Source organism: Novosphingobium kalidii (assembly GCF_040534015.1).
In the GTDB taxonomy this organism is placed as follows: Bacteria; Pseudomonadota; Alphaproteobacteria; order Sphingomonadales; family Sphingomonadaceae; genus Novosphingobium; species Novosphingobium kalidii.
Genome location: NZ_JBEWLY010000013.1, coordinates 414,668 through 438,057 on the forward strand (window position 1 = coordinate 414,668; position 23,390 = coordinate 438,057).

At 63.2% G+C, this 23,390-nt stretch carries 22 protein-coding genes and 2 tRNA genes; 10 read left to right on the plus strand and 14 right to left on the minus strand.

The window, feature by feature from the left end:
* Positions 1-72 precede the first annotated feature (72 nt).
* The 6 genes from ABVV53_RS08745 to ABVV53_RS08770 all read right to left on the minus strand — a co-directional run bounded on the left by ABVV53_RS08745 (position 73) and on the right by ABVV53_RS08770 (position 5,036).
* Complete coding sequence (locus tag ABVV53_RS08745) at positions 73-801, minus strand: hypothetical protein (protein ID WP_353983996.1); 729 nt, start codon at positions 799-801, stop codon at positions 73-75.
* A complete protein-coding gene (locus tag ABVV53_RS08750) occupies positions 798-1,751 on the minus strand; it encodes a hypothetical protein (protein WP_353983997.1) in 954 nt (317 codons plus the stop codon). Before ABVV53_RS08750 ends, ABVV53_RS08745 begins: the two co-directional genes overlap by 4 nt.
* Positions 1,748-3,076: a bifunctional DNA primase/polymerase gene (locus tag ABVV53_RS08755; RefSeq protein WP_353983998.1), complete on the minus strand. Its 1,329-nt coding sequence runs from the start codon at positions 3,074-3,076 to the stop codon at positions 1,748-1,750. Before ABVV53_RS08755 ends, ABVV53_RS08750 begins: the two co-directional genes overlap by 4 nt.
* Complete coding sequence (locus ABVV53_RS08760) at positions 3,066-3,335, minus strand: hypothetical protein (protein WP_353983999.1); 270 nt, start codon at positions 3,333-3,335, stop codon at positions 3,066-3,068. Before ABVV53_RS08760 ends, ABVV53_RS08755 begins: the two co-directional genes overlap by 11 nt.
* A complete protein-coding gene (locus ABVV53_RS08765; protein ID WP_353984000.1) occupies positions 3,325-3,600 on the minus strand; it encodes a helix-turn-helix domain-containing protein in 276 nt (91 codons plus the stop codon). The genes ABVV53_RS08760 and ABVV53_RS08765 overlap by 11 nt, the downstream gene beginning before the upstream one ends.
* 1,361 nt (positions 3,601-4,961) lie before the next feature.
* Positions 4,962-5,036, minus strand: a tRNA-Val gene (locus ABVV53_RS08770).
* 79 nt (positions 5,037-5,115) lie between these two features.
* On the opposite strand from ABVV53_RS08770, the gene ABVV53_RS08775 reads away from it, so the two are divergent.
* Together ABVV53_RS08775 and der are read left to right on the plus strand one after the other, a co-directional pair.
* On the plus strand, positions 5,116-5,418 hold the full coding sequence (locus ABVV53_RS08775; RefSeq protein WP_353984001.1) for a DUF3297 family protein: 303 nt from the start codon (positions 5,116-5,118) through the stop codon (positions 5,416-5,418).
* Between the two features lie 138 nt (positions 5,419-5,556).
* Positions 5,557-6,927 (plus strand): ribosome biogenesis GTPase Der, encoded by a 1,371-nt coding sequence (der, locus tag ABVV53_RS08780; protein WP_353984219.1) that lies wholly within the window; start codon positions 5,557-5,559, stop codon positions 6,925-6,927.
* Positions 6,928-6,931: 4 nt separating this feature from the next.
* On the opposite strand, the gene ABVV53_RS08785 is transcribed toward der, so the two are convergent.
* Positions 6,932-8,044 (minus strand): AI-2E family transporter, encoded by a 1,113-nt coding sequence (locus tag ABVV53_RS08785; RefSeq protein ID WP_353984002.1) that lies wholly within the window; start codon positions 8,042-8,044, stop codon positions 6,932-6,934.
* 153 nt (positions 8,045-8,197) lie between these two features.
* Here ABVV53_RS08785 and ABVV53_RS08790 point away from each other — a divergent pair, with 153 nt between their 5' ends.
* On the plus strand, positions 8,198-10,213 hold the full coding sequence (locus ABVV53_RS08790) for a prolyl oligopeptidase family serine peptidase (protein ID WP_419956771.1): 2,016 nt from the start codon (positions 8,198-8,200) through the stop codon (positions 10,211-10,213).
* A gap of 40 nt (positions 10,214-10,253) precedes the next feature.
* On the opposite strand, the gene bfr is transcribed toward ABVV53_RS08790, so the two are convergent.
* The 4 genes from bfr to ABVV53_RS08810 form a co-directional block, all read right to left on the minus strand.
* Positions 10,254-10,742: a bacterioferritin gene (gene bfr / locus ABVV53_RS08795; RefSeq protein ID WP_353984003.1), complete on the minus strand. Its 489-nt coding sequence runs from the start codon at positions 10,740-10,742 to the stop codon at positions 10,254-10,256.
* A 75-nt stretch (positions 10,743-10,817) separates the two neighbouring features.
* A complete protein-coding gene (locus ABVV53_RS08800; protein ID WP_353984004.1) occupies positions 10,818-11,039 on the minus strand; it encodes a (2Fe-2S)-binding protein in 222 nt (73 codons plus the stop codon).
* A gap of 55 nt (positions 11,040-11,094) precedes the next feature.
* Complete coding sequence (locus tag ABVV53_RS08805) at positions 11,095-12,306, minus strand: DUF418 domain-containing protein (RefSeq protein WP_353984005.1); 1,212 nt, start codon at positions 12,304-12,306, stop codon at positions 11,095-11,097.
* Between the two features lie 22 nt (positions 12,307-12,328).
* Positions 12,329-13,462: an SPOR domain-containing protein gene (locus ABVV53_RS08810; protein WP_353984006.1), complete on the minus strand. Its 1,134-nt coding sequence runs from the start codon at positions 13,460-13,462 to the stop codon at positions 12,329-12,331.
* Positions 13,463-13,694: 232 nt separating this feature from the next.
* Here ABVV53_RS08810 and ABVV53_RS08815 point away from each other — a divergent pair, with 232 nt between their 5' ends.
* The 3 genes from ABVV53_RS08815 to ABVV53_RS08825 are packed head-to-tail and all read left to right on the plus strand — an operon-like array spanning position 13,695 to position 16,022.
* Positions 13,695-14,414 carry a ParA family protein gene (locus tag ABVV53_RS08815; RefSeq protein WP_353984221.1) on the plus strand — a complete coding sequence of 240 codons (720 nt, stop codon included), beginning with the start codon at positions 13,695-13,697 and terminating at the stop codon, positions 14,412-14,414.
* 1 nt (position 14,415) lies between these two features.
* Positions 14,416-14,619, plus strand: a complete 204-nt coding sequence (locus ABVV53_RS08820; protein ID WP_353984007.1) for a hypothetical protein — start codon at positions 14,416-14,418, stop codon at positions 14,617-14,619.
* Between the two features lie 32 nt (positions 14,620-14,651).
* Complete coding sequence (locus ABVV53_RS08825; protein WP_353984008.1) at positions 14,652-16,022, plus strand: tetratricopeptide repeat protein; 1,371 nt, start codon at positions 14,652-14,654, stop codon at positions 16,020-16,022.
* A gap of 72 nt (positions 16,023-16,094) precedes the next feature.
* Here ABVV53_RS08825 and ABVV53_RS08830 read toward each other — a convergent pair whose 3' ends face one another.
* Positions 16,095-17,330: a dihydroorotase gene (locus ABVV53_RS08830; RefSeq protein ID WP_353984009.1), complete on the minus strand. Its 1,236-nt coding sequence runs from the start codon at positions 17,328-17,330 to the stop codon at positions 16,095-16,097.
* A complete protein-coding gene (locus ABVV53_RS08835) occupies positions 17,327-18,307 on the minus strand; it encodes an aspartate carbamoyltransferase catalytic subunit (RefSeq protein ID WP_353984010.1) in 981 nt (326 codons plus the stop codon). The genes ABVV53_RS08830 and ABVV53_RS08835 overlap by 4 nt, the downstream gene beginning before the upstream one ends.
* Before the next feature lie 142 nt (positions 18,308-18,449).
* Between ABVV53_RS08835 and sppA the strand changes: the two genes are divergently transcribed.
* On the plus strand, positions 18,450-20,342 hold the full coding sequence (gene sppA / locus ABVV53_RS08840; protein ID WP_353984011.1) for a signal peptide peptidase SppA: 1,893 nt from the start codon (positions 18,450-18,452) through the stop codon (positions 20,340-20,342).
* Positions 20,343-20,347: 5 nt separating this feature from the next.
* On the opposite strand, the gene ABVV53_RS08845 is transcribed toward sppA, so the two are convergent.
* Positions 20,348-20,533 carry a hypothetical protein gene (locus ABVV53_RS08845; RefSeq protein ID WP_353984012.1) on the minus strand — a complete coding sequence of 62 codons (186 nt, stop codon included), beginning with the start codon at positions 20,531-20,533 and terminating at the stop codon, positions 20,348-20,350.
* A gap of 159 nt (positions 20,534-20,692) precedes the next feature.
* On the opposite strand from ABVV53_RS08845, the gene ABVV53_RS08850 reads away from it, so the two are divergent.
* The 3 genes from ABVV53_RS08850 to clpP all read left to right on the plus strand — a co-directional run bounded on the left by ABVV53_RS08850 (position 20,693) and on the right by clpP (position 23,341).
* Positions 20,693-20,777: transfer RNA gene (locus tag ABVV53_RS08850), tRNA-Leu, on the plus strand.
* A 60-nt stretch (positions 20,778-20,837) separates the two neighbouring features.
* Positions 20,838-22,454 (plus strand): trigger factor, encoded by a 1,617-nt coding sequence (gene tig, locus ABVV53_RS08855; RefSeq protein ID WP_353984013.1) that lies wholly within the window; start codon positions 20,838-20,840, stop codon positions 22,452-22,454.
* A gap of 209 nt (positions 22,455-22,663) precedes the next feature.
* Positions 22,664-23,341 (plus strand): ATP-dependent Clp endopeptidase proteolytic subunit ClpP, encoded by a 678-nt coding sequence (gene clpP, locus ABVV53_RS08860; protein ID WP_353984014.1) that lies wholly within the window; start codon positions 22,664-22,666, stop codon positions 23,339-23,341.
* Positions 23,342-23,390: the final 49 nt, after the last annotated feature.

A 23,390-nucleotide genomic window follows, 5' to 3' on the forward strand; every position in this document is an offset into this window, starting at 1 on the left:
TGCCGCATGCTGAAACGTTCAGACGCAGCGGCCGCCGATGCGGGGAAAGCGGGGACGCGACGGGCGCCCGCCTCAGGACCATGCCCCGTGTGGACTCCAGCCGGGCTGCTGATAGCCTCGAGCAAGCCACTCCGGATGCTGGTACCCGTAGATCTCCGGCCAGTGACGACGATGCTCGGCATCGAACCGGTCCAGAGCGTCGTGGTCCGTCCAAGCCTGCGGATTGCAAAACTCGTTGCCCAGTCCGTCCCCGGAGTAATCAACGGGCGGCAGCAGCTTCTGCGCGTCAGTCCCGACCACCCACCAGCATCGGTCACCCGGAAAGGCGTCGAGCAGCCCAATATGGATCATACGGGTCAAGGGTCGCTGATCGTCTGGAAACCATTGAACGCGCAAGTCATAGGGCCGTGGTGGGAACTCGAGGCGCAAATTCGTTAGGAACTGAGCTTTGACACGCGAGCGGTCCAAGGCAGCGCGGTAGGTGGGGCATCCAGCGGCAACGCTCCCAGTGATGAGTTCCGGCAGGAAGACGGGTTTCGCCCTCGCTCTCGGCGGCACGAAGTATGGGCAGGTAGGATCGTCGAGCGGTATCCCAAGTCCGGCATCGATCGCCAGTTCGGCGTAAGGAACCCAGGTTTGTGAGTAGCTGCTATGGTAGTAGGGAATGCCGCGCGATATGGCATCCCGTGCGAGCTCGACTGCCGGCTCAGGTAACCTTTCTACGCAGATATCAAAGTCGACCGGCCGGTGACGATCATAGTCATCTGCGCCCTTCATTGTGGCGAAGATGTCAAACTTCATGGCAACGCTCCTACGTGGGGGAGGGTGGTTTCGCAGGCCGGCTCTGGCTCCGGCTCCTCTGGTGCCAGCGTGATCTCGGCGGGCCAGGAGGAACTTGCCGGCTCGTCGTTCAACGAGATGCCTATGCCTCCATCGTCGCTACTCAGGCTGCGCATGAGCTCGGGGTCGCGGAAGAGGCCGTGGGTCGAACATTTGCGCTCCTCGACCGAGATGGCGGGCCGGCCCCGGTGCTCGATGACGGCTAGGTTGAAGTCCTGCAGGTCGTTCGCCTCCACCACCGCTAGGAGGTGCTCCCAAGGCGTACCGGGCATGCGGTCGGGTAGAGGTCCAACGCGCGCCAAGGCATCACGCTGAGTGATGATCTGCTCGTTCGTTCGGCGATTGCGACCGACCCAGCTGCGCCCCCAGCCGTCCAGGCGGAAGCGCGTAAACGGAAGCTGGCTTGTGTGCCGCGGTGCGGACACAACTTCGCCGTCCATCAGCTCGTCGTCCAGCCAGGCCGACGTCTTGATGGTGAAGCGACCGGGCGTGCGCCGGCGCGCCTCGACCAGCGGAAACTTGCGCGGGTAGTGGCGCTCCTTCCAGTGGTCGAAGGTGAGTAGCGTTCCGGTGGCTCGGCGCAAGCCGTCCACGATCTGCTCCTCGGCGCAGGGCGCCAGCTCGTAGTAGGCGCACAGTTCCGTGACGGCGAGCTCGAGCAGATCAGGACGGGACACTGACCCCAGCTGCTTGTGCCGCTGGAGAGCAATGTAATCGAGAATGAACGCGTCGTCCGTCCTTACGAGCTCCACGCCCCGGTAGCGCTGATGAAGCTGACCGATCACGCGCTGCTGCTTCTCCCAGCACGTGAAGGTTACCCTAGCTTGCGAGCCGTTAGAGAGGATCGGCATCCGCATGCTCGGCCGGAATCGGATATGGTGCCGATCAACATGGCGAGTGGCATGGCTCATGTGCCACCCCCGACCGACCACCGGCCGAGTGAAATGAAATCCTCGATATTAGAAGACCTTTTTTCTTCCCGGTGCGGCTCCTCTAGGCCTTCCTCACCCCCTCTACTGGTTATCAGGGCGCCAAGCGCGGTGACCTTTTCGGCTGCGACGATCGCGGCTTCGAGGCACGGCACATACTCGCTCCGGCTACCGCGACCCTTGCCTTGAACCCGGCGAATCCAGAGCTGCGCGGCCACGAGACGCGCCCGCAGCCGTTTGACGGAGCCCTGCGCTAGATCGAGCTGGCGGGCGAGTTTCTCGACGCTGACATAGCAGCCGCTACCGTTGCGGCAGAAGCAGAGCATCAGCTGCGAGAGCCGCACTGCGCTGGGCGACAAGTGGCCGCGTGCGCCTAGCGCATCGGTGGCCCGGGCGAACGGCTCGAGTGCGGGCGAATAGGTCAGGATTTCGCCAAACCCGGTCGAACGTTTCACCTTACCCTCGGCGGCCCGCGCCAGCAGGTACTTGGCCTTCTGGCGGGCATCAGCAATGGTCCAAGGTTTCGTGCCGCCGCGCTTGGGGCGGGAAAGGTCGGCCTTTTCCTCGAAGAGGCGCCAAGCCTTTGCGGCGAGCTTGTCGACTTCGTTCATACCGCGACTCCAGATCTCGTACACGATGGCGGTGAGAAGGGCATCGCGGCCATCCAAGACGCGCTTGGCCGAATGCCTGCTCGACGCATTCATCGAGCTCGACGCCGCCTGCGAAGCGGCAGGCGTCGGCGCCAACGCTCGGATGATCTGGTCGACCTGACTTGACGTGATCACCGGAAGGTCTGCCAACGGCACGTCCATCGGTGAGCGTCCCACCCAACGATATGGCTGGCCCGTCGGATGAATGCCAAATGCCATGATGTATGTGCCGGTGCCTTGGATGTCGAAACTAGCGCATTGCCTTTTCCTGATCGGCTCAGCCGCCAGGTAAAGCAGAGCCCGACGTGGAGCTTGGCCCTCCCGTACCAACGGATCACCAGCCACGATGCTTCGGACGACGCTCTGCGCCTCAGCGATGCGCCTTGGATCAGTCCAGTCAAGGTCGAGAGCAATCAGAGAGCCGCAGCGGAGTGCCACCCCATGATTGGGGTAGCGCTGTATCTCCTTCTGCAGCAACGCATCAGACAAATAGCTGGAGCTACGGGTCTGCCAGTTCTTCAGCTTCGCTCGTTTAGATCGCCGCGGGATCGGTATTGGTACATAGCCGTTCTCCAGGAGCACCCGCGCGGTGTCGGCATAACGGACGATTTCGTGTCCTAGCTCATCGGATGTGACTTGGCCGACCTTAGGCGTCATGGCCAGCCTCCATGGGAACGGTCGCGCAAGCGTTAAGCCACTCGACAACTGCGGCGGGCCTATACGCCCAAGACCGATCGTGCTGTTCGCAATGCGGTCCGGTTCCACGCCGCCGCATAGCTGGCAGCTGCGTCACTGACTTGCCGATCAGGTTCGACACGTCGGCTGCGGTCACCCAGCCGTCGCCTCTCAACATTGGAGCGAGCACAAATTTGCTCTCGTCCGGCTGACCATCCATGGAGAAGCGCTCAATCGGCATCGCTCGTCTCCTCAAGGAGGCGCAGAACACTCGCCGTGAGAATCAGTGTGCGGCGGCCGAACTTGCGAGTTTCCAAACGGGATTCGGCTATAGCTTTGTAGATGCTGGTCCGACCGATGCCGAGCGCCGCCGCCACTTCAGCAATGGACATGGCGATCGCAGGCAGCTGGGCCGCTTGTCGGTTGGCGAGCATCTTTCGCCCAGCGACACCACCTGTCGACGCAGTCGCAGCGAATCTGAGATCGGCTTCAATTTTCGAGGGCATGGGCTGTTCCTGAACGCCGGCGAAGTTGCCGGTGTCCAAGCGGGTGCCAGACCTAAAAGTGCATGGACAATATACTTAGTCGCACCCACGCCTCTTCGGCGGCCGGGACTTCGGAAGCGCCAACCCCGCTAAGGATCGAATGCTGCGAAACCGCTCCTTTCCGATCAAAGTGCCCGTCCGCTTCTCGAGCAAAGTGCGCAGGCTATTGTTCGTCAAAGATAGTTCATCGGGCGTGCAGCCTTTCAACGCGCTTTTGATTGCCTCGTCTGAGGCCCTTGCGCTTCCGTCGGTACCTTTAGATCCGTGGACCTTGCGGATACGAGTAAGCCACTTGAGAGCAGTCGTCCGATAGATCCAGAAGTTACGGCCCTCGACCTCAGCGGGAATACCCCGCCGATCATTATCCCAGCCATGAGGATTGAGTTTAGCCCTACTTAGCTCGAAAATACGCTCGACTTCGTCTCCCCTCCATGTATCTCTGGGTATGCGGTACGAAAGACTTGCATCCGCGGTAGTTACATATGCGTGCAGTTCGCCATTTATCAGGGATTGCAGCATCAAATGGTAGGTCCAATCTAAAAAGTTTTGTGACATGACGTACACATCTGCGAATATCTTGCATTCGCGGTTTAGTAACTCGACGCGGTGAAGATCTGAAAGAGCTCGTTCAGCCAGATCAGAAGGAAGATACAGTTCGCTTCCTTTTAACGTCTTAGACGGGAGCCACTCGTCCCTTCTGTTATTGATCACGTGCTCGATCCTGTTTTCTCGACTTCGGCGTAGTTTGTTGTAACCGGCTCCAGAGGAGGAATCGCGGCAAACGCTTCCCATACCGCGCATTCAGGCGGTTACTCTAATCCTTGAATATCGCTACCGCATCCGCGCTCTAACTTCGATAGATCTGGGCTGAGCCCGACCCTCAGCAGTAGCTTACGTGCGACACAGGGCTGCTAACAAACGCGCGATGCCGTCGACCAAAATCTTCTCGTCTGCGAGATCGGTATGTTGACGCTCCGGTAGCGGCCACCACTGGCAGGACACAGGCACAGCAGCAACCGCGACAAGCTAAGGGCGCGGGGCGGCGAAGATCTGCTCTTTCCGAGAGCACGCGCCACCGCGTCGGTAAACGCTTCCACGTCCGCGCTACCGCCGCTCCGCCACCGTAGCACATTACCACGCGCCTCAGTGTCTCGGACGTCCAATCATTAAGCTAGATCCTGCCGGCACGTCGACCCGTACGATTGAGGATCGCGCTAGATCGACCCGAACTAGACGATCGCTCTGCTCTCGACGAGTTCACCCGTGCTTTTCATGGCAATTTCATGCATCGCACCACGATTTCCGCTAACCGCTTGAAATCGTGGTGGGCGCGACAGGGATTGAACCTGTGACCCCACCCGTGTGAAGGGTGTGCTCTACCGCTGAGCTACGCGCCCGCTACCACTGCGGAAGGCGCGCCCTTAGGCCAAGCCGCTTGCGTTGACAAGCCGCCAATCGACTCTAAACCGGCGCCTCATGAGCGAAGACACCATTCCCGAAACCGGCTCCGGCGCGGATGTACCCCCCGATCGCCTGGCTATCAGCCCCCGCAGTCCACACTTCGATGCGGACAAGCTGCAGAGGGGCATAGGCATCCGCTTCAAGGGCACCGTGCGCAACAATGTCGAGGAGTACTCGATTTCGGAAGGCTGGATCCGGGTACAGGCGGGCAAGACCAAGGACCGCAACGGGCAGCCGCTGACCATAAAGCTCAGCGGCCCGGTAGAGGCTTGGTATGAGGATCTGGGTGAAGAGGCGCCCGTCGCACGTAAGGACTAAGCGGTCGCAGCGGGCGTCGGTGGGCGTCCGCGCTGATCGCTTTGCCGCCCAGCGCCGGCCGGCTTTGCGGCCGCTAGGGGCGACGGGAGGTGACGGGGCTTGCCATTGTCGGCACAAACCGCCACGTCCCGGTTTATCATGCCCCCTGAAGTTATCATCATCGGCCGTCCGAACGTCGGCAAATCCACGCTCTTCAACCGCTTGGTCGGAAAGAGACTGGCTCTCGTGGACGACCAGCCCGGGGTGACGCGCGACCGGCGCTTTGGCGATGCGGAGCTGCTTGGTCTCAAGTTCCAGATCGTCGACACTGCTGGTTGGGAAGACGAGGACGCGGAAACGTTGCCGGGGCGCATGCGCCAGCAGACGGAAGCTGCGTTGCGGACAGCGCACGTGGCTCTCTTCGTCATGGATGCACGCGCCGGCCTGACGCCGCTCGACGAGGAAATCTCGCGGTGGCTGCGTGGTTCGCCCGTTCCGGTAATCCTGGTTGCCAACAAGGCGGAAGGGCGCGCGGGCGAGGGCGGGCTGCTCGAAGCGTATTCGCTGGGGCTTGGCGATCCGGTGGCGATCTCGGCCGAGCACGGCGAGGGAATGGCCGACTTGTTCGAGGCGTTGCTGCCGCACCTTGATCCTCTTCAGGAGGACGAGAACGATGAGGAGTTCGACGAGGAAGCGCTGCTGCAAGGGCCGCTCAAGCTCGCGATCGTCGGCCGCCCGAACGCCGGAAAATCGACGCTGATTAACAAGCTGCTTGGTCAGGATCGCCTGCTGACGGGGCCCGAAGCCGGTATCACGCGCGACTCGATCGCCATCGACTGGGAGTGGACTGCGCGAAACGGGGAAGTGCGCCCCGTTCGTCTGATCGACACCGCCGGAATGCGCAAGAAGGCGCAAGTGATCGAAAAGCTGGAGAAGCTCTCGGTTGCCGATGCGCGCCACGCGATCGACTTTGCCGAGGTCGTTGTACTCCTGCTCGATGCGACACGCGGGCTTGAGCACCAGGATCTGAAGATCGCCTCGATGGTGCTGGAGGAAGGTCGTGCGTTAATGATCGCGATCAACAAGTGGGATGTGGCGGAAGAGGCCTCATCGTTGTTCCAAGGCATCCGCGCGGCGCTTGACGACGGTCTGGCGCAAGTTCGCGGCGTGCCGATGTTTGCCGTCTCTGCACGCACCGGCAAGGGCTTGGACGACATGATCAAGGCTGCTTTTGACCTGCGGGAAGCCTGGAGCCGCCGTGTCACAACTTCGGCGCTCAACCGCTGGTTCGATGACGCGCTGGCGGCCAATCCGCCTCCGGCCCCTGGCGGCAAGCGTATCAAGCTGCGCTATATCACGCAGGCCAAGACGCGGCCCCCTGGCTTCGTGCTGTTCGGCACGCGGCTCGACATGCTGCCTGAAAGCTACAAGCGCTATCTGATCAACAGTATCCGGCGCGAACTCTCTTTCGAGGCGGTGCCCATCCGGCTCACGCTGCGCAGCCCGAAGAACCCTTTCAAGAAGGATTGAGACCTTAAGGCAGGACTGTGACGGTCTTGGGAGGGGGAAGCAGGTCGGGTTCGTGGTGGTCCTTGCTCTCGATCGCCATGCTCCACACGGCGATGAACAAGGCGGCGATCACCGGGCCCACGATGAAGCCGCTCAGGCCGAACAGCTGCAATCCCGCAAGTGTGGCGATCAGTACGACGAAGTCCGGCATACGCGTGTCTCGGCCGACGAGGATCGGGCGAAGCAGGTTATCCACCAAGCCAATGATGAAGAAGCCGCAGAAGATCAGGATGGTGCCTTTGATCCAGGCGCCGGTTGCAAGCAGGTAAATCGCCACCGGCACCCAGATGATGGCCGTCCCCACTGCCGGGAGCAGCGAGAACACGCCCATCAGCGTGCCCCAAAGAAGGGCGCCTTCCACGCCAAGCGCCCAGAAGATAAGGCCGCCCAGAGCGCCTTGAACGACGGCGACGACGACAGTGCCTTTCATCGTGGCGCGTACGACGATGATGAAATGGTCGATCAGCCGGTCGCGCAGATCAGGTCGCAGCGGCAGTGCTGAGCGGATGATCGAACCATAGCGGCGGCCATCGCGCAGCAAGAAGAAGGTCAGGTACAACATCACGCCTAACGCCGCGAGGAAGCTAAGCGCACCTTGCCCCACGACCAGCGCCCGCGAGGCGACGGTCTGCAAACCGCTGGCGATGCCTGTACCGAACATGCGGCGAACCGAGTCGAAGTCGCTCAAGTTCTGCCGATCGATGTATTGCTGAACACGGAGCGGCAAGGAATGCTTTATGCCGTCCATTATTCCGGGAACGTCGATCTGGCCGAGCCGGATGCGCTCGTATAGCGAGGTCGCTTCCTGCACCAGGCTAGAGCCCAGAAGCAGCGCTGGCACCAGGATCAGGCCGACGATCAGAAGAAGAACGAGTGCGGCGGCTACGTTCTTACGCCCGTTCATGTCGGCTGCGAGGCGCTGCGTGGCGGGCTCGAAGAGGATCGCGGCGACAAGCCCCCACAGGATCGCGCCGAAGTAAGGTGCGATGAGCCAGCAGAAGAGCAGGGTGACTATGGCGACGACCGCCAGGAAGCTGCGATCTTCCAGTCTGGACTCGTGAGGTTCGGTGCCGGGCATGGCGGCATAAGTAGCAGGTTTGAATCAGGTTCCAGAAGTTTGTTCGATAGCCCCGCAATTGCGCTGCTGGATTTCACCCTTTCGTCGTTGCAATGGTGCAGCTTAGCTCAACCGATCGGAGACGAAACTTTGCGCCGAGCTCTTCCGCTTCTCTTGGCCGCGACTGCGGCTGCAGGCTTCCTGGTGCCGGTCAACCTGGCCTCGGCGGCTGAAGGTCCGGCGCGCGCGTTCGCCGGTGAGGACTTGTTCAGCCTTGCAGGAGCGACCGATCCGCAGATCAGCCCTGACGGGACGCGCGTGGTCTATGTCCGCATGTCCGGTGACATCATGACGGACAAGGAAGTGCCTTCGATCTGGCTGGTGGATGTCGCCTCGGGACGTCAAACTCCGCTAGCGGCAGGCAAGGGAGCGCATCGCTCGCCCCGCTGGTCGCCCGACGGCAAGCGAATAGCTTATGTCTCATCCAACACAGGCGCGCCACAACTGCACGTGTTGTGGATCGACAGCGGCCGCAGCGTTCAGGTCACGGGATTGCCGGAAAGTCCTGGCAGCATCACATGGTCGCCGGACGGCAAGGCTATCGCCTATACCATGCACGTGGCCGGCGAGGGCATGAAGCTGGGCAGGGCTCCCGAGAAGCCCGAGGGCGCCGAGTGGGCAGAAAGCCTTCAGGTGATCGATCGGGTGAACTACCGCGCGGATGGCGGCGGATACGCGCAACCCGGCTTCGATCACCTCTTTGTCGTTCCGGCTGATGGCGGCGCCCCGCGTCAGGTCACCTTTGGCGACTGGAACGATAGCGGTCCCTTGTCGTGGAGCCCGGACGGCAGAACCCTTGTCTTCTCCGCAAATCGCCGCCCGGATTGGGAGCGCGAGTTGAACAACACGGAAGTCTACGCGCTGGACGTGGCCAGCGGCGCTGTCACCGCGCTCACCACGCGCGAAGGCCCGGACCAGAGCGCGGTGGTCTCACCCGACGGCAAGCGCATTGCCTATCTCGGCTTCGATGATGTGAACCGCAGCTACGAAAACACTGAGCTGTACGTGATGAATGCCGATGGCACCGGGGCGCGTTCGCTGACGGCGGGGCTCGACCAGTCGATCGATACGGTGACATGGGGCGGCAACTCGCAGCTTTACGTATCCTATGACGATCACGGGAAGAAGCGGGTCGCGCGGGTCGGTCTGGACGGTTCCGTTCGAATGGTGAGGGAGGGGCTCACCGCCGGCACTCACTATGACCGCCCTTATACTGGCGGCGAGTTCAGCGTCTCGAATGGCGGCAAGGTCGCCTACACCGCAGGTACCACTGCAGCCCCTGCGGACGTGTGGGTCGATGGGCGCAAGCTGACCGACCTCAATGCAAACTGGCTTCAGGCGAAGACCCTCGCGCCGGTCCGCAAGCTGTCTGTAACGGCACCTGATGGGCGGCCGGTCGATGCCTGGCTCGCAACACCGCCGGGATGGCAGGCGGGGCAACGAGTGCCGCTGATCCTGGAGATCCATGGCGGTCCCAACACCGCCTATGGCCCATCCTTCTCGACCGATGTGCAGCTCTATGCTGCGCGTGGTTACGCGGTGCTTTACACCAACCCGCGGGGGAGCACCTCGTACGGTGAGGAGTTCGCCAACCTGATCGACCGCGCCTATCCTGGCACTGACTATAACGACCTGATCGCTGCGGTTGACGCCGCGATTGCCGAAGGCGTGGCGGATCCCAACAATCTGTTCGTCACCGGCGGTTCGGGCGGCGGTGTCCTGACGGCCTGGATTGTGGGCAAGACGGACCGGTTCAAGGCGGCCGCGACGCAGAAGCCCGTCATCAACTGGATCAGCGAGGCGCTGACCATGGATGCAACAACGTTCACGTCGCGGTACTGGTTCGACAAGAAGCCTTGGGAAGACCCGATGTCCTACTGGAGCCGCTCGCCGCTCAGTCTGGTGGGCAACGTCAAGACTCCGACGCTCGTAGTCGTCGGCAGCGAGGACTATCGCACGCCGGTCAGCGAGGCCGAGCAGTACTATGCTGCGCTGCAGATTCGCGGTGTGCCCACAGCGATGGTCAAGGTACCCGGTGCCAGCCATGGCGGCCTCACCGCCCGGCCCTCGCAGTCTGCTGCCAAGGCCTCGGCCATTCTCGACTGGTTCGACAAGTACCGGACGAAGTAAGCTTCGCGGGGGCGGTCTAGGCCGCCCCACGCACTTGGCGTCAGCCGTTGTTCTCGCCCGCAGGCTTGCTGTTGAGCTGGACGTAGTTCTCGATGCCCATCAGCTTGATCAGGTCGAACTGCTTTTCGAGGAAGTCGACGTGCTCTTCCTCGTTCTCGAGGATGCGCTCAAAGATTTCGCGGCTGATGTAGTCACGCACTGCCTCGCAGTGAGCGATGGCTTCCTTGAGGAGCGGGATGGCTTCGTGCTCAAGCGCAAGATCGCACTCGAGGACTTCCTTCACGCCTTCGCCGATGCGCAGTTTGCCCAGGGCCTGGAAGTTGGGCAAACCGTCGAGGAACAGGATCCGCTCCGATAGGATGTCGGCGTGCTTCATTTCGTCGATCGACTCGTGCCGCTCGTACTCGGCGAGCTTGTAGACGCCCCAGTGATCCAGCATGCGGTAGTGCAGCCAGTATTGGTTGATCGCCGTCAGCTCGTTGAGCAGCGCCTTGTTAAGAAAATCGATGACCTGCCGATCGCCCTGCATCGCGTAGCCTCCTTTGCAGCCAAAGGTGCCCTATGGCCTAGCTGAAGAAAGGCCGCAACGCGCAGATTTGTTCCGTCAGCTGTGAAGCGGACGGTAAGGATCGCTTGCGGGACGAGGCACCGGGACGCGAGTGGAAACGCGCTCTTCCGCGATGATCTCTTCCGCTTCGTCGATGCACTGCCCGCACTGGGGTGGGCGTCCGATCTGCGCGTAAAGCGCTTCGGCATCGCCGCAAGAGGTCCGCGCAGCCTTGCGCAGTTCGCATTCCCGGATGGCGTTGCAGATGCAGACGTACATGCGTTTTCCTCTCGAATCGCAATATAGTCGTATGAGAATGGATCGCAATAGCAAGTTAGCGGCGATTGTTGAGCCAGGTCTGCTCGGTCAGCGATCGCCATAGCCACTCCAGCGGTCCGCGCCGCCAGCGGGCGAGCGAAGCCGGCCCCCAGGCGAGCATCGCCGCCCAGCCGAGAGCGACAAAGCCCCATTGCGCAACGGGATCGACTCGGCCGAACAGGCCGAGGCCCCAACCATAGAAAATAGCGGTCATCACCAGACTGGTTCCGAGGTAATTCGAAAACGCCATCCGGCCGGCAGCCGAGAGTCTTTGGCCCAGGTGAGTTCCGCTTAACCAGGGAGTCGCGAGCATCAGCAGCGCACCATAGCCCGTCGCTATCAGAGCGCTGGGCAGAGCGAGGCCATAGCGTAAAGCCGCGTCCATCGCCGCGGGCGGGAAGTGGCGAGGCCACAGCCAGCTCAGCGCTGCAAGGTTCGCCGCCAAACCGACTGCAAAAGTGCCCAATCCCAAGACAAGCACCCGGCGCCTTGACCATGCACCGGCGAAAAAGCCGCTTCGCTGGAGAACGAGACCAAGCGCCATCAGCGGCAGATATTCGCCGAAACCGTCGCGAACTCCCTGCAGCAGCCAGAATGGGTGCTCGCGCATCTTGATCGTCAGGATATGCAGGAAGCCGCCGGAATACTGCTGCAACTCCTGCTCGAAAGCCCGTTTCACAAACCCTTGATACTGCGCGTATGCGGCAGCTTCTCGAGGGCTTCCCTGGCCCAGCCGAAGCGCTTCCTCCACCATAGCCAGAGGAAGGGACAGCAGCAGTCCCTGCAGATGGAGGACGAGAAACAGTCCACCGGCGCCGGCCACAAGAAGGCGGCTTGGCAGCCGGTGAAACAGCAACAGGACCAGCCCGCAAGCTCCATAGGCGAAGAGGATATCGCCCCACCACAAGAGCACGTAATGCAAGATGCCGAACACCATCAGCCAGCCAAGGCGAACCGCTTGCAGGCGATCGCCGTCGCGCCCGCGTGCGTCCGCCTGATCGATGAACAGTGCCATGCTGGCCCCGAACAGGATGGCGAAGAGCGCGCGCATCTTGCCTTGGAACAGCACGAAGCCGACTGCGTATGCGGCCTCTTCGTGAAACGTTGCGGGGGTCGGTATGTTGGGCGCCAGCGCGCTGATCGATGGGCCCGCAAAGCCTGCGATGTTGATGGCAAGGATGCCGAGAACCGCGACGCCGCGGATAAGGTCGAGCGAGGCGACGCGCATGGGCGGCCCCGCTGTAGCAGCGTCAGTCGCGGGTGGCGAGGCAGGCGAAGCCCGCGCTCTTCAGCCGCGCGCAGGCTGCGTTGGCTTCTTCACGGCTGGCAAATCCGCTCGCCTGCAGCCTGGTGAGGTTGTCGGCTGTGTTCACCAGTTTGCCATGTCCTGCGAGTTCCGGCCGATCCTTGACTCGTTTCCAGAGTCCGTCCGCGTTGCTCGCCACTCCGAACGCACCGAGTTGGACTCGCCAGGGTCCTGACGCGACTTTCGCTCGTTCCGCCGCTCGCGGAGGTTGCGCCTTGAGCGATGATGCGGCTGCCGAACGAGCCGAGGATGCGCGACTGGTCGGAGAGGAGGGCTTCTCGCCCGGATCAACTGCCTGGAGCCTTGGTGCGGCAGTTCTTGAGCCTGTGCCGGCGACTCGTGCCGCGTCAGCGACTGCTTGCTCCACAACTGCCCTCGACGGCGCACGATCCGCATCCGTCGGCGGTTGCCCGGCTTGGGCCGCAGGAGTGGGAGCGATTTCGTGAGAGGGCGTACTGCCGAGATTGAAGGCGGCGAGTTGACGAGCGCGGGTCGCCTCGGTCCGTGTCGCGATCTCTCCAGCCAGCGACACCGCCTTTTGCCGGTCTGCCATTGGGATATGCTGATCCATCTGGGCGAGCGCGACCGTCGCCTGCGGCAGGCCGCCCTGTTGCGCGAGGCTCGCGTATGCGTAGGCGCGGACCCAGTCTTTGTCCACGCCGTCGCCGTTGAAGAGCGCCAGGCCATGGATGTACTGTGCGCGGGCATCGCCGCGGGCTGCTGCTGCCTTGATGTAAGGTGCTGCCTTCTCCCGCTCGCCACGCTGGAAAAGCAGAATGCCGTACGCATCGCTTGCCTCCAGATGCCCCTTGGCGGCAGCAGCTGCATAAAGCGATTCGGCTCTCGCCAGGTCGTGAGGAACACCGCGGCCCAGCTTGTATGCCTGGGCAAGGTTGAACTGCGCGTCCGGGTCGCCGGCATCGGCCGGGCGCTTCCACTCGCGCACGGCGCCCTCGAAGTCGCCGGCGGACCACGCGTCCACGCCTGCCTTCACGTCTGCAAGTGCGATCCCGGCGCCGCCAGCCAGAGCGGCAGCGGCAAACATCCCGGCGAATACGCCTCTAACTGAATAGAACACCACCCGATCCTTTCGCGCCCAGAAGGACAGCACACCGTGCGTGCTGCTCAATGAGGCACCACTGGCTTGTTCTAGGTGACATAGTGAACAACCGTTTAGCAAAGCCTTTATGCGGGAAATCACGCGGTTCTCCTGCGGTGGGGCGGGGCAGCGCTTAACCGTAAGTTAGGAACGTTCTGCGATTGCGGCAGTGAGGAAACTCAACGGCATCGCAACGGCGGGGGACGTTCACTTGCGAGTATTGGCACTGGCATCGCAGAAGGGCGGATCGGGCAAGACTACGTTGTCTGGTCACCTGGCAGTACAGGCCCAGCGCGCGGGTGCAGGTCCGGTTGTCCTGATCGACATCGACCCGCAAGGCTCGCTGGCAGACTGGTGGAACGAGCGCGAGGCTGAAATTCCTGCTTTTGCCCAGACTACCATTTCCCGCCTGGCCAGTGACTTGCAGTTGTTGCGCCAGCAAGGCTTCCGCCTCGCCGTCATCGACACGCCCCCTGCGATCACCATGGCGATCCAGAGCGTGATCGCCGTTTCGGAACTGATCGTCGTCCCCACGCGTCCAAGCCCGCATGATCTGCGCGCGGTCGGTGCTACCGTCGACTTGTGCGAGCGTGCCGGAAAGCCGCTGATCTTCGTCGTCAACGCCGCGACGCCCAAAGCGCGGATCACCGCTGAGGCCGCAGTCGCGCTGTCGCAGCACGGCACTGTCGCACCGATCACGCTGCACCAGAGAACTGATTTTGCGGCCTCGATGATCGACGGTCGCACAGTCATGGAAGTGGATCCCGGCGGCCGTTCCGCCATCGAGGTGACCGCCTTGTGGAACTACGTTGCAGACAGGCTCGAGAAGAACTTCCGCCGGACGGTGTTTGCGCCGCCGGCGAGTCCTTCGGCGCTGCCAGGCACCAGCCGCCCGGTCGGCGGCTTCGGGCGCCGGATCGCGAGCGCCTGACGTGGCCGAGTTCGCCCGCGACTTGCGTGACCACGCACCGCTTTGCGCCAGCCTTCTCGTTCGGAAGGATGCCCGCTGCCACACGCCGCGGCGCCAGGCCAGCATACATTATTACCGCAGCGCCCAGTCCGTCGTGACCGAGGCGCTCGGTCGCGATCTGACGGACCTGCCGCAGGCGCAAGCGCTTGCCGTGGGTCTGCGGTGATCGCTGAAGATCGACCAGAAGGATCTGCTCCGATGCAAGCAAAGTTCAACAAGAGCGCACGCGTCCGCCTCGCCCTCCGCACTGCCTTCGCTGTCGCGGTGGCAAGCGGCTCCATTGCAGCTCCCGGTTTCGCGGAGGCGAAGTCGCGCAGTCGTGCCGAGCGGGACGAAGACCAAGCGCACAAGAAGCTCGAGGTGCAGCTCGCCGCCACCGAGCAAGAAGTCTTCGAGGCACCGCAAGATACGGACAAGCGCGCGAGACTGGCGCAGAGCTACTTGTCTGCGGGCCGCTTCGTATCGGCTGCAACCACCTTCGAAGACGCAGTTGCACTGGGTGACACGGCACCTTCTACAGCGCTGGGCATGGTGCTTGCGTACATCGGCAGTGGCCGCAACACCGAAGCCGTGGCGCTGCTGGGCCAATGGCGCGAATCGCTCCCCCCCGGCGACTTTGCCCTCGCGCTGGCGCTTGCAGGTCAGCCTGGCGAAGCCGTGACGCTGCTGGGCGAGAGCATCCGCAAGGGCGAAAATACGCCAAAGATCCGGCAGAACCTTGCCTATGCTTATGCGCTCGCCGGTCACTTGCGTGAAGCCCGGATCGTTGCATCGCAAGACGTGCCAGCGGACCAGCTCGACGTGCGGGTGAGCGAATGGGCGCTTCAGGCCAGCGTCGGATCGCAGCAGTCGCGGGTCGCGGCGCTGCTGGGCGCGCCGCTACGCGGCGACCCAGGACAGCCGGTGCAGCTTGCGCTTGGCGAGGCGGCTGAGCCTGTCTCTCTTGCTGCGCAGGAGCTTGCTACAGACCAAGAACTGCCGCCCATGCCGCGCTATGCGGAGGCGCCCGTCATGGAGCCGCAGAGTGCATTCGCGGACTCGGCTTCCGGCCACGAGGCAGTCGTCGAGCGCGCCGTCGAGGCGGTGAAGCCTCAGACCACGCTTCTCGCCCAGGCATCCCCTATCTCTGCCGATCATGATCCGCAGTTTGTCTCAAACCCGGTGGTACAGAGCGTCGCGCCTGCGCGGCTCGCTCGTGCCGATGTGCCAGTCGCCGCCTCTCCTGCGCCCCGCAAGGCCGCAAAGGCGAAGGTTGCGGAGGCTACTGTGGGCGATTATGCCGTTCAGCTGGGTTCGTTCGCCAGCGAAGAGGGCGCGCGCCGGGCTTGGAACCTGTTCGTCCGCAAAGATCCAAGCCTGAAGGACCGCACCCTTCGCATTACCGAAGCAATGGTAAAGGGCCGCCGCTACTGGCGCGTGGCTGCCGCTGGCTTTGGCGAGGGCGAGGCCCGCGCAAAGTGCTCGACCGTGCGCGGGCAGGGCAGGGGTTGCCTGGCCTATGGCGAGGATCGCTCACTGCCCGGAGCGGCCCCGGTCCAGAGCGCAGCAGAGCGCCTCGCGACCCGCTGAGATTTACCGAACTTCACCTCCCCATGTGAAGCACTCCGCGCCCCCGTCTTATGGCGGGGGCGCTTTTTTGCGTTACTCGACTTGCGCGCCGCCTTTGAACAGGGCGAGCACGCGGCCCTGCACCGGCTGGCGATCGAACGGCGTGTTGCCGGCGCTGGCCGCCATCTTGCGCGAATCGACGATCCAGGGCCGGTCGGGATCGATGATCGCGATGTCCGCTTCGGCCCCTGGCTCCAGACATCCCGCCGACACCCCCAGCAGGCGGGCGGGGTTGGTGGCGAGCAGTTCGAACGCGCGGCTCAACGAGATCACGCCATCGCGAACCAGCGTGAGGGTGAGCGGCAGCAGCGTCTCGGCACCGGACATGCCGGGCGCGGAGTCGGCGAAGGGCAGGCGCTTGTCCTCAGGGCCGCGCGGATCGTGACCTGAGGCGATGACGTCGATGGTGCCGTCAGCGATGGCCGCGATCACCGCCTTGCGGTCTGCCTCCGAGCGGAGCGGCGGCGAAAGGTGCGCGAATGTGCGGAACTCGGCCACTGCGAGATCGGATAGCATGAAGTACGCGGGCGTAACGCCTGCGGTCACTCGCGATCCGCGCTCCTTCGCCTGACGGACGAGTGCTAGGCCTGCAGCGGTCGTCACCGTGCGAAAGTGGATCGTGGCGCTGGCCATCTGGGCGATGGCGAGATCGCGTGCGATAGCGAGCGCCTCTGCTTCAGCGGGGGCGGCAGGCAGGCCAAGGCGAGTAGCAATCTCGCCCGCAGTCGCCACAGCAGGGCCTACCAGGCCTGCATCCTCGGCATGGGCGCACACGGTCATGCCCAGCATCCCCGCGTACTGGCACAGGCGCAGCATGGTGCCGGAATCGCCGATCCAGCCTCGGCCGGTTGCGACTCCGCGCGCACCGGCTTCGCGCATGAGGGCGATTTCCGCTAGTGACTCGCCTTCCAACTCTCGCGTTGCGGCGGCAAGCGGGTGGACCCAGAAGTCAGGCTTGCCTGATTGTGCTGCGAACCGGACTCGCGCCGGTACGTCGAGCGGCGGGTTCTGGTCAGGCATGAGCGCCGCGCGTGTGATGCCACCGAAGTGGAAAGCCGGCTTGTCGGTGGCGAAGACGCCATAATCCACCAGCCCCGGCGCGATGAGATGGCCGCCGGCATCGTGCAGGCGGTCGCCATCCTGCGCCGTTACGTCTGGCCCGACAGCGACGATGCGGTCTCCTTCGCAACGAAGCGCGCCTTTGGCGATCGTGCCGCCAGGCAGGATGAGCCTGCCGTTCGTGATGCACAGTGGAGTTGCAAGGCTCATGCCCAGCCCTCCACGCCGCGGCCGCGCCGAGTCAGGACTTCAAGGCACGCCATGCGCAGGGCGACACCCATTTCGACTTGCGTCGTGATCTGTGAGCGGCCCACGAGGTCGGCGACGTTGCTGTCGATCTCGATGCCGCGGTTCATTGGGCCGGGGTGCATGACCAAAGCCTCAGGGTGGGCTTTTGCGAGTCGCTCGAGCGTCAGACCGTAGAGGTGCCGATACTCGCGCGGGGAAGGGATGAACTGGCCTTGCATCCGCTCAAGCTGCAAGCGCAGCATCATGACCACATCGGCGCCTTTCAAGGCCGCGTCGAAGTCGTGGAAGACCTGCACCCCCATCATCTCGATCGCCTCCGGCAACAGCGCAGGAGGCGCGCAGACGCGCACCTCTGCGCCCAATGAACTGAGGCATAGGATGTTCGATCGCGCGACCCGACTGTGCAGGATGTCGCCGCAAATGGTGACGACCAGGCCGTTGAAGTTGCGCTTGGCGTGGCGGATCGTGAGCGCATCCAGCAGGGCCTGCGTCGGGTGCTCGTGCTGCCCGTCGCCGGCGTTGAGCACGGGGCAATCGACTTTGTCGGCAATGAGTTGCACCGCGCCGGAACTGCCGTGCCGGATCACGATCGCGTCGGCATGCATGGCGTTAAGGGTCATCGCCGTGTCGATCAGCGTTTCGCCCTTTTTCACGCTCGATGTCGCGACCGCCATGTTGACCACGTCGGCACCCAGGCGCTTTCCGGCGATTTCGAAGCTCAGCAGCGTGCGAGTCGAGTTCTCGAAAAACGCGTTGATGATCGTCAGCCCGGCCAGCAAGTTGCGGTGCTTCTGAGCGTGCCGATTGAGTTCGACCCACTGCTCGGCTTCGTCGAGCAGATAGAGGATCTCATGCGGGGCGAGGCCGGCAATGCCGACGAGGCCGCGGTGCGGGAAGGCCGCAGAGCCTGCCGGGTAAGTGAATGCTGGCGATGTCATCGAAGACGGCGTCATAGGCACCTGGCCCTCCATGCTCAAGCTTCACCTTGCTGCAATCCCCGAACTCGGCACGAGAACGGTCCGGCCATGACTTTCATGCCAGGGCGCCACCGGCTAAAGGACGCTGGAAAGGCAGGTTTGAATGATATTCGCCCGCAAGGTCTGGAAGTTGCTCGTCGGAATCAAGGATGCGTTGGTGCTCCTGTTCCTGCTTTTGTTCTTCAGCCTGCTCTATGCCGTGCTGTCGATGCGCCCGTCGCCCGGCATTGTCACGGAAGGTGCGCTGGTGCTGCAGCTAGACGGCGCGATCGTCGAGGAAACGGCGCAAGTCGATACCTTCGACCTGCTGCTGGCCCAGACGAGTGCGTCTGTTCTTCCCCAAGAGGTGCGCGCGCGCGACGTGGAGAGGGCACTTCGCCTCGCCGCGCGGGACGACAAGATCAAGCTGGTGGCGATGGATCTATCGCGATTCACTGGTGCGGGTTTCGTCCACTTGCGCAACGTCGGCGCTGCGATGGACACGGTGCGCGCGGCCGGTAAGCCGCTGCTCACATATGCGGACGCCTATACCGACGATGGCACCCAACTTGCCGCCCATGCGAGCGAAGCCTGGGTCAACCCGATGGGCGGCGCTTTGGTGAGTGGCCCCGGCGGGCAGACCCTCTACTTCGCCACGCTGCTCGATAAGCTGAAGGTCACCGCGCACATCTTCCGGGTGGGCACCTACAAGACGTTCGTGGAGCCCTTTACCCGCACCGGCCCTTCGCCAGAGGCGATCGAAGCTTCCACTGAACTCTACAAGGGCTTGTGGCAGTCTTGGCAGGCTGACGTGAACAAGGCCCGGCCCAGGGCGAACATTGCGCTTGTCGCCACGAACCCGGTCGGCTGGGTGCGCAGCGCTGGCGGAGATCTGGCACAAGCCTCCCGCAGCGCCGGACTTGTCGACCGAATCGGCACGCCCACGGATTTCGCCGTGCGAGTCGCAGAACTTTCCGGCACCGATACTTCCGGCGCGTCTTCCGGCGAGCTCGTCGGTACGCAATTTGCCACGTACCTCGCTGCGAATCCCCAGCGGAAAGCCGGCGCGGCGATCGGCGTCGTTACCATTGCCGGGGATATCGTCGATGGCGAGGCAGGGCCGGGCACTGCCGGTGGCGATCGCATCGCGAAGGCGCTCGACGATGCGCTTGATAGCGGGTTGAAAGCCTTGGTTGTTCGGATCGATTCGCCGGGCGGCTCTGTGCTGGCGTCGGAGCGCATCCGTCGCTCGATCGAACGCTATCGCCAGAAGGGCATTCCGGTGGTCGCCTCGATGGGCAATCTCGCCGCAAGTGGGGGATACTGGGTGTCCACCCCGGCGCAGTACGTCTTCGCTGATCCCGCCACCATCACCGGTTCCATCGGGGTTTTCGGCATCCTGCCCACTTTCGAACGTGCGCTTTCGGAAATCGGCGTCAACTCCGCAGGCGTGCGAACGACGCCGCTATCCGGGCAGCCGGACCTCTTGGGGGGGCTTACGCCGGAGGTTGAGCAGATCGTGCAGCTTGGAGTGGAGAATGCCTACGCCAAGTTCCTGGCTCTCGTAAGCCAGGCAAGGAACATGACCCCAGAGCAGGTGGACGCCGTCGCCCAGGGGCGCGTGTGGACTGGCGCGCGTGCGCGCGAACTCGGACTTGTCGACGGATTCGGCGATCTTGATGCCGCGCTGGCTTACGCGGCGCGCCAGGCCAAGCTCGGAAACGGCGAGTGGCACGCGAGGGATATCGGCCAAACTGACGATCCACTGAGCGCTCTTCTCGTCCAGATGCGCCAGCGTAGCGATACCGGCGGTGACATCGCCTCCCTTGCCGCGCGGCGTCAGCGGGAGCAAGTCACAGGCTTGCTCGCGCGGGCTGAATGGCTTCTGGCTGGACCCGGCATGCAGGCGATGTGCCTGGAATGCCCGGCCGGGCCGTCCGCTCTGGCCCTGCGCCCATCGCAGGAGACGCTGATGTCAGGCTTGCTGCTACGGGCGCGGGCGCTGCTCGGGGGTTAAGCCACTCAGAGCGGAGTCGGCGCCTCGACGGGGCCTGTATCGGGTGCGTCGTAGTCAGGCGTGTCGGCCGGCAATTCGTCTGGCGCCTGCGGCGCGCCGGGCTGGCTGGGCTCGTTCGGCGTGGCAGGCATTTCTGCAGGGCTGATCGGCTGGTCGATGTCGGGTGTCGGTGCACCGGGCTGGGTGGCCATCGTGCAATCCTTTCGCATGAGGGGGGCGTTTAGATGAAACGTCGGGTGGTCCTTCGGGTTGCCGAGCGCCGCGACGCTTGCCCTTTTCGCGTCGGGATTATAAGGGCACGTCCCTTGAGTTTCAGGTCACGGCCATCAGGCCGCGTCCAGGCTTCATTCGCGGGCGTGGCGGAATTGGTAGACGCGCTGGTTTTAGGTACCAGTATCGCAAGATGTGGGGGTTCGAGTCCCTTCGCCCGCACCAGTTTCCGCCGTCGGAGGGGGAAGCCGGACGACGAGTATCGCACAGGAAGGCGTCAAGGACATGCAGATCGTCGAAACCACCAACGAGGGGCTGAAGCGCGCCTACACGGTGACCATCCCCGCAAAGGACATCAGCGCCCGTATTGAGGGCGAAGTCCAGCGTATGGCGCCGCAGGTGCGCATGCCCGGCTTCCGTCCTGGCAAGGTGCCTGCCAACCTCATCAAGAAGATGCACGGTCCGGCGCTCCACCAGGATGCGTTGCAGAACTCGATTCGCGACGCGATGGACAAGCTTGTCGCCGACAACGCGCTGCGTCCCGCGATGCAGCCCGATGTCTCGCTGGGCGAGGGCTATGAAGAGGGCAAGGACGCCGAGCTCTCAGTGAGCCTGGAAGTGCTTCCCAAGATCGAGGCGCCTTCGCTCGATGGCCTCAAGCTTGAGAAGCTGACCGTGCCTGTCAGCGAAGACGCGGTGGATGAGGCGGTGGATCGCATCGCCAGCCAGCAGAAGAACTACGAAGCCGCCGAAGGCCGCGCCGCCGAAGATGGCGATCAGGTGATCTGCGACTTCGTTGGCAAGCTCGACGGCGTCGAGTTCGAAGGCGGCAAGGCCGAGCAGCAGGCGATCGTGATCGGCTCTGGCCGTCTGATCCCCGGCTTCGAGGAGCAGCTCGTCGGCGCGAAGGCTGGCGAGGAGCGCACCATCACCGTGACGTTCCCGGAGGACTATCCGGCCGAGAACCTGAAGGGCAAGGAAGCAACCTTCGACATCACCGTGCACGAAGTGAAGGTGCCCGGTGAGACCAAGGTGGACGACGAGTTCGCCAAGCAGCTCGGCCTTGAGAGCCTGGAGCAGCTGCGCAACCTCATGAAGGGGCAGCTCGAGCAGGAAACCGCCGGTCTCACGCGCACCCAGATGAAGCGCCAGCTTCTCGACCAGCTCGCTGCCGGCCACGACTTCGATGTCCCGCCCACGATGGTGGAAGCCGAGTTCGAGCAGATCTGGCAGCAGCTCCAGCACGAAGCGAGCCACGAGGAAGACCCCGAGGCCGCCCGTGCTGAAATCGAAGCCGAGAAGGATGACTATCGCAGCATCGCCGAGCGTCGCGTGCGCCTGGGTCTGCTGCTCTCGGAAATCGGACAGGCGAATTCCGTCGAAGTATCCGGCCAGGAAATGCAGATGCTCCTCCAGCAGGCGGCACAGCAGTACCGTCCCGAGGATCGTCAGCGCTTCGTCGAATACGTGCGCAACGACCCGATGGCCGCTGCCCAGCTGCGTGCGCCGCTCTATGAGGACAAGGTCGTCGATTTCCTGATCGAGAAGGCTGAAGTCACCGAGCGCGAAGTGACGCGCGAGGAGCTCCAGGCCGCGATCGAGGCCGATGCCGACGGCAATGGCGCCCATTCCGAGGACAAGCCCAAGAAGGCTTCGGTAAAGAAGACGGCGAAGAAGAGCGACGAATCGGCTGAGGATGCTCCTGCAACCGACTCGGAAGCAAAGAAAGCTCCTGCGAAGAAGGCAAAAGCCGCTGAGCCAGAGGCCGATGAAGGCGAGGCTAAGCCGGCAAAGAAGGCTCCGGCCAAGAAGAAGACTGATGCTGCCGATGAGCAGGAAGAAGGCGAGGCCAAGCCCGCCAAGAAACCTGCGGCAAAGAAGGCTGCGAAAGACGCTGAGTAAGCTCCACTTGCGGGCTATCGCGAGTTGCATGTGACGCAGAGGGGCGCGCCGGGAAGGCCGGTGCGCCCCTTTCGTTTGCGCCGGGGACGGGCTGTCGGACTGCCGCTATCCCCAGCCGCGTTGCAGCCGCCCTGCCGATACTGCGTTAACGCCCTTGAACATCGGCGGGTGGCACGCGACATAGGCGTGCCAGATTGAAGAGGACCTCCATGATCGACCTGTTCGGCGCTGCGGGCGCCCAAGGAAAGTTCACCACCGATCCCGTTACCGGCGCGCTGGTGCCGATGGTGGTCGAGCAGACCAGCCGCGGCGAACGTAGTTTCGACATTTACTCGCGACTCCTACGCGAGCGCATCGTGTTCATCACCGGCGCGGTCGAGGATCATATGGCGTCGCTGATCGTGGCGCAGCTGTTGTTCCTGGAGAGCGAGAATCCTTCCAAGGATATCTCGATGTACATCAACTCTCCGGGTGGTGTGGTCACGGCGGGCATGGCGATCCATGATACCATGCAGTACATCCGTCCTCGCGTTTCGACCGTTTGCGTCGGCCAGGCCGCCTCGATGGGCAGCTTCCTGCTTGCAGCGGGTGAGCCAGGGATGCGTATCGCTCTGCCGAACGCGCGCATCATGGTGCACCAGCCTTCCGGCGGAGCACAGGGCATGGCGTCGGACATCGAGATCCAGGCGCGTGAGATACTGCGGATGCGCCGTCGTCTGAACGATCTTTACGTCAAGTATACCGGCAAATCGCTGGATGAGATCGAAAAGGCCATGGATCGCGATACCTTCCTGGAAGCGGAGGAGGCGCTGGCATTCGGTCTCGTGGACAAGGTCTTCGAGAGCCGCCCCGATGCGGAGAAATCTGCTGATGAGACAAAGGGTTGATCGCAAGGTCACCCTTCATCTCGTCGCAAGGTTGTCGGGGTAGGATTGA

Coding starts and splice junctions, on each gene's coding strand:
- clpP (WP_353984014.1), top strand. CDS start 22,664: ATGATCGACCTGTTCGGCGCTGCGGGCGCCCAAGGAAAGTTCACCACC.
- der (WP_353984219.1), top strand. CDS start 5,557: ATGCCCCCTGAAGTTATCATCATCGGCCGTCCGAACGTCGGCAAATCC.
- sppA (WP_353984011.1), top strand. CDS start 18,450: ATGATATTCGCCCGCAAGGTCTGGAAGTTGCTCGTCGGAATCAAGGAT.
- ABVV53_RS08805 (WP_353984005.1), bottom strand. CDS start 12,306: ATGCGCGTCGCCTCGCTCGACCTTATCCGCGGCGTCGCGGTTCTCGGC.
- ABVV53_RS08765 (WP_353984000.1), bottom strand. CDS start 3,600: ATGCCCTCGAAAATTGAAGCCGATCTCAGATTCGCTGCGACTGCGTCG.
- ABVV53_RS08785 (WP_353984002.1), bottom strand. CDS start 8,044: ATGCCCGGCACCGAACCTCACGAGTCCAGACTGGAAGATCGCAGCTTC.
- ABVV53_RS08835 (WP_353984010.1), bottom strand. CDS start 18,307: ATGACATCGCCAGCATTCACTTACCCGGCAGGCTCTGCGGCCTTCCCG.
- ABVV53_RS08830 (WP_353984009.1), bottom strand. CDS start 17,330: ATGAGCCTTGCAACTCCACTGTGCATCACGAACGGCAGGCTCATCCTG.
- ABVV53_RS08760 (WP_353983999.1), bottom strand. CDS start 3,335: ATGCCGATTGAGCGCTTCTCCATGGATGGTCAGCCGGACGAGAGCAAA.
- ABVV53_RS08800 (WP_353984004.1), bottom strand. CDS start 11,039: ATGTACGTCTGCATCTGCAACGCCATCCGGGAATGCGAACTGCGCAAG.
- ABVV53_RS08825 (WP_353984008.1), top strand. CDS start 14,652: ATGCAAGCAAAGTTCAACAAGAGCGCACGCGTCCGCCTCGCCCTCCGC.
- bfr (WP_353984003.1), bottom strand. CDS start 10,742: ATGCAGGGCGATCGGCAGGTCATCGATTTTCTTAACAAGGCGCTGCTC.
- ABVV53_RS08750 (WP_353983997.1), bottom strand. CDS start 1,751: ATGAGCCATGCCACTCGCCATGTTGATCGGCACCATATCCGATTCCGG.
- ABVV53_RS08755 (WP_353983998.1), bottom strand. CDS start 3,076: ATGACGCCTAAGGTCGGCCAAGTCACATCCGATGAGCTAGGACACGAA.
- ABVV53_RS08775 (WP_353984001.1), top strand. CDS start 5,116: ATGAGCGAAGACACCATTCCCGAAACCGGCTCCGGCGCGGATGTACCC.
- tig (WP_353984013.1), top strand. CDS start 20,838: ATGCAGATCGTCGAAACCACCAACGAGGGGCTGAAGCGCGCCTACACG.
- ABVV53_RS08845 (WP_353984012.1), bottom strand. CDS start 20,533: ATGGCCACCCAGCCCGGTGCACCGACACCCGACATCGACCAGCCGATC.
- ABVV53_RS08745 (WP_353983996.1), bottom strand. CDS start 801: ATGAAGTTTGACATCTTCGCCACAATGAAGGGCGCAGATGACTATGAT.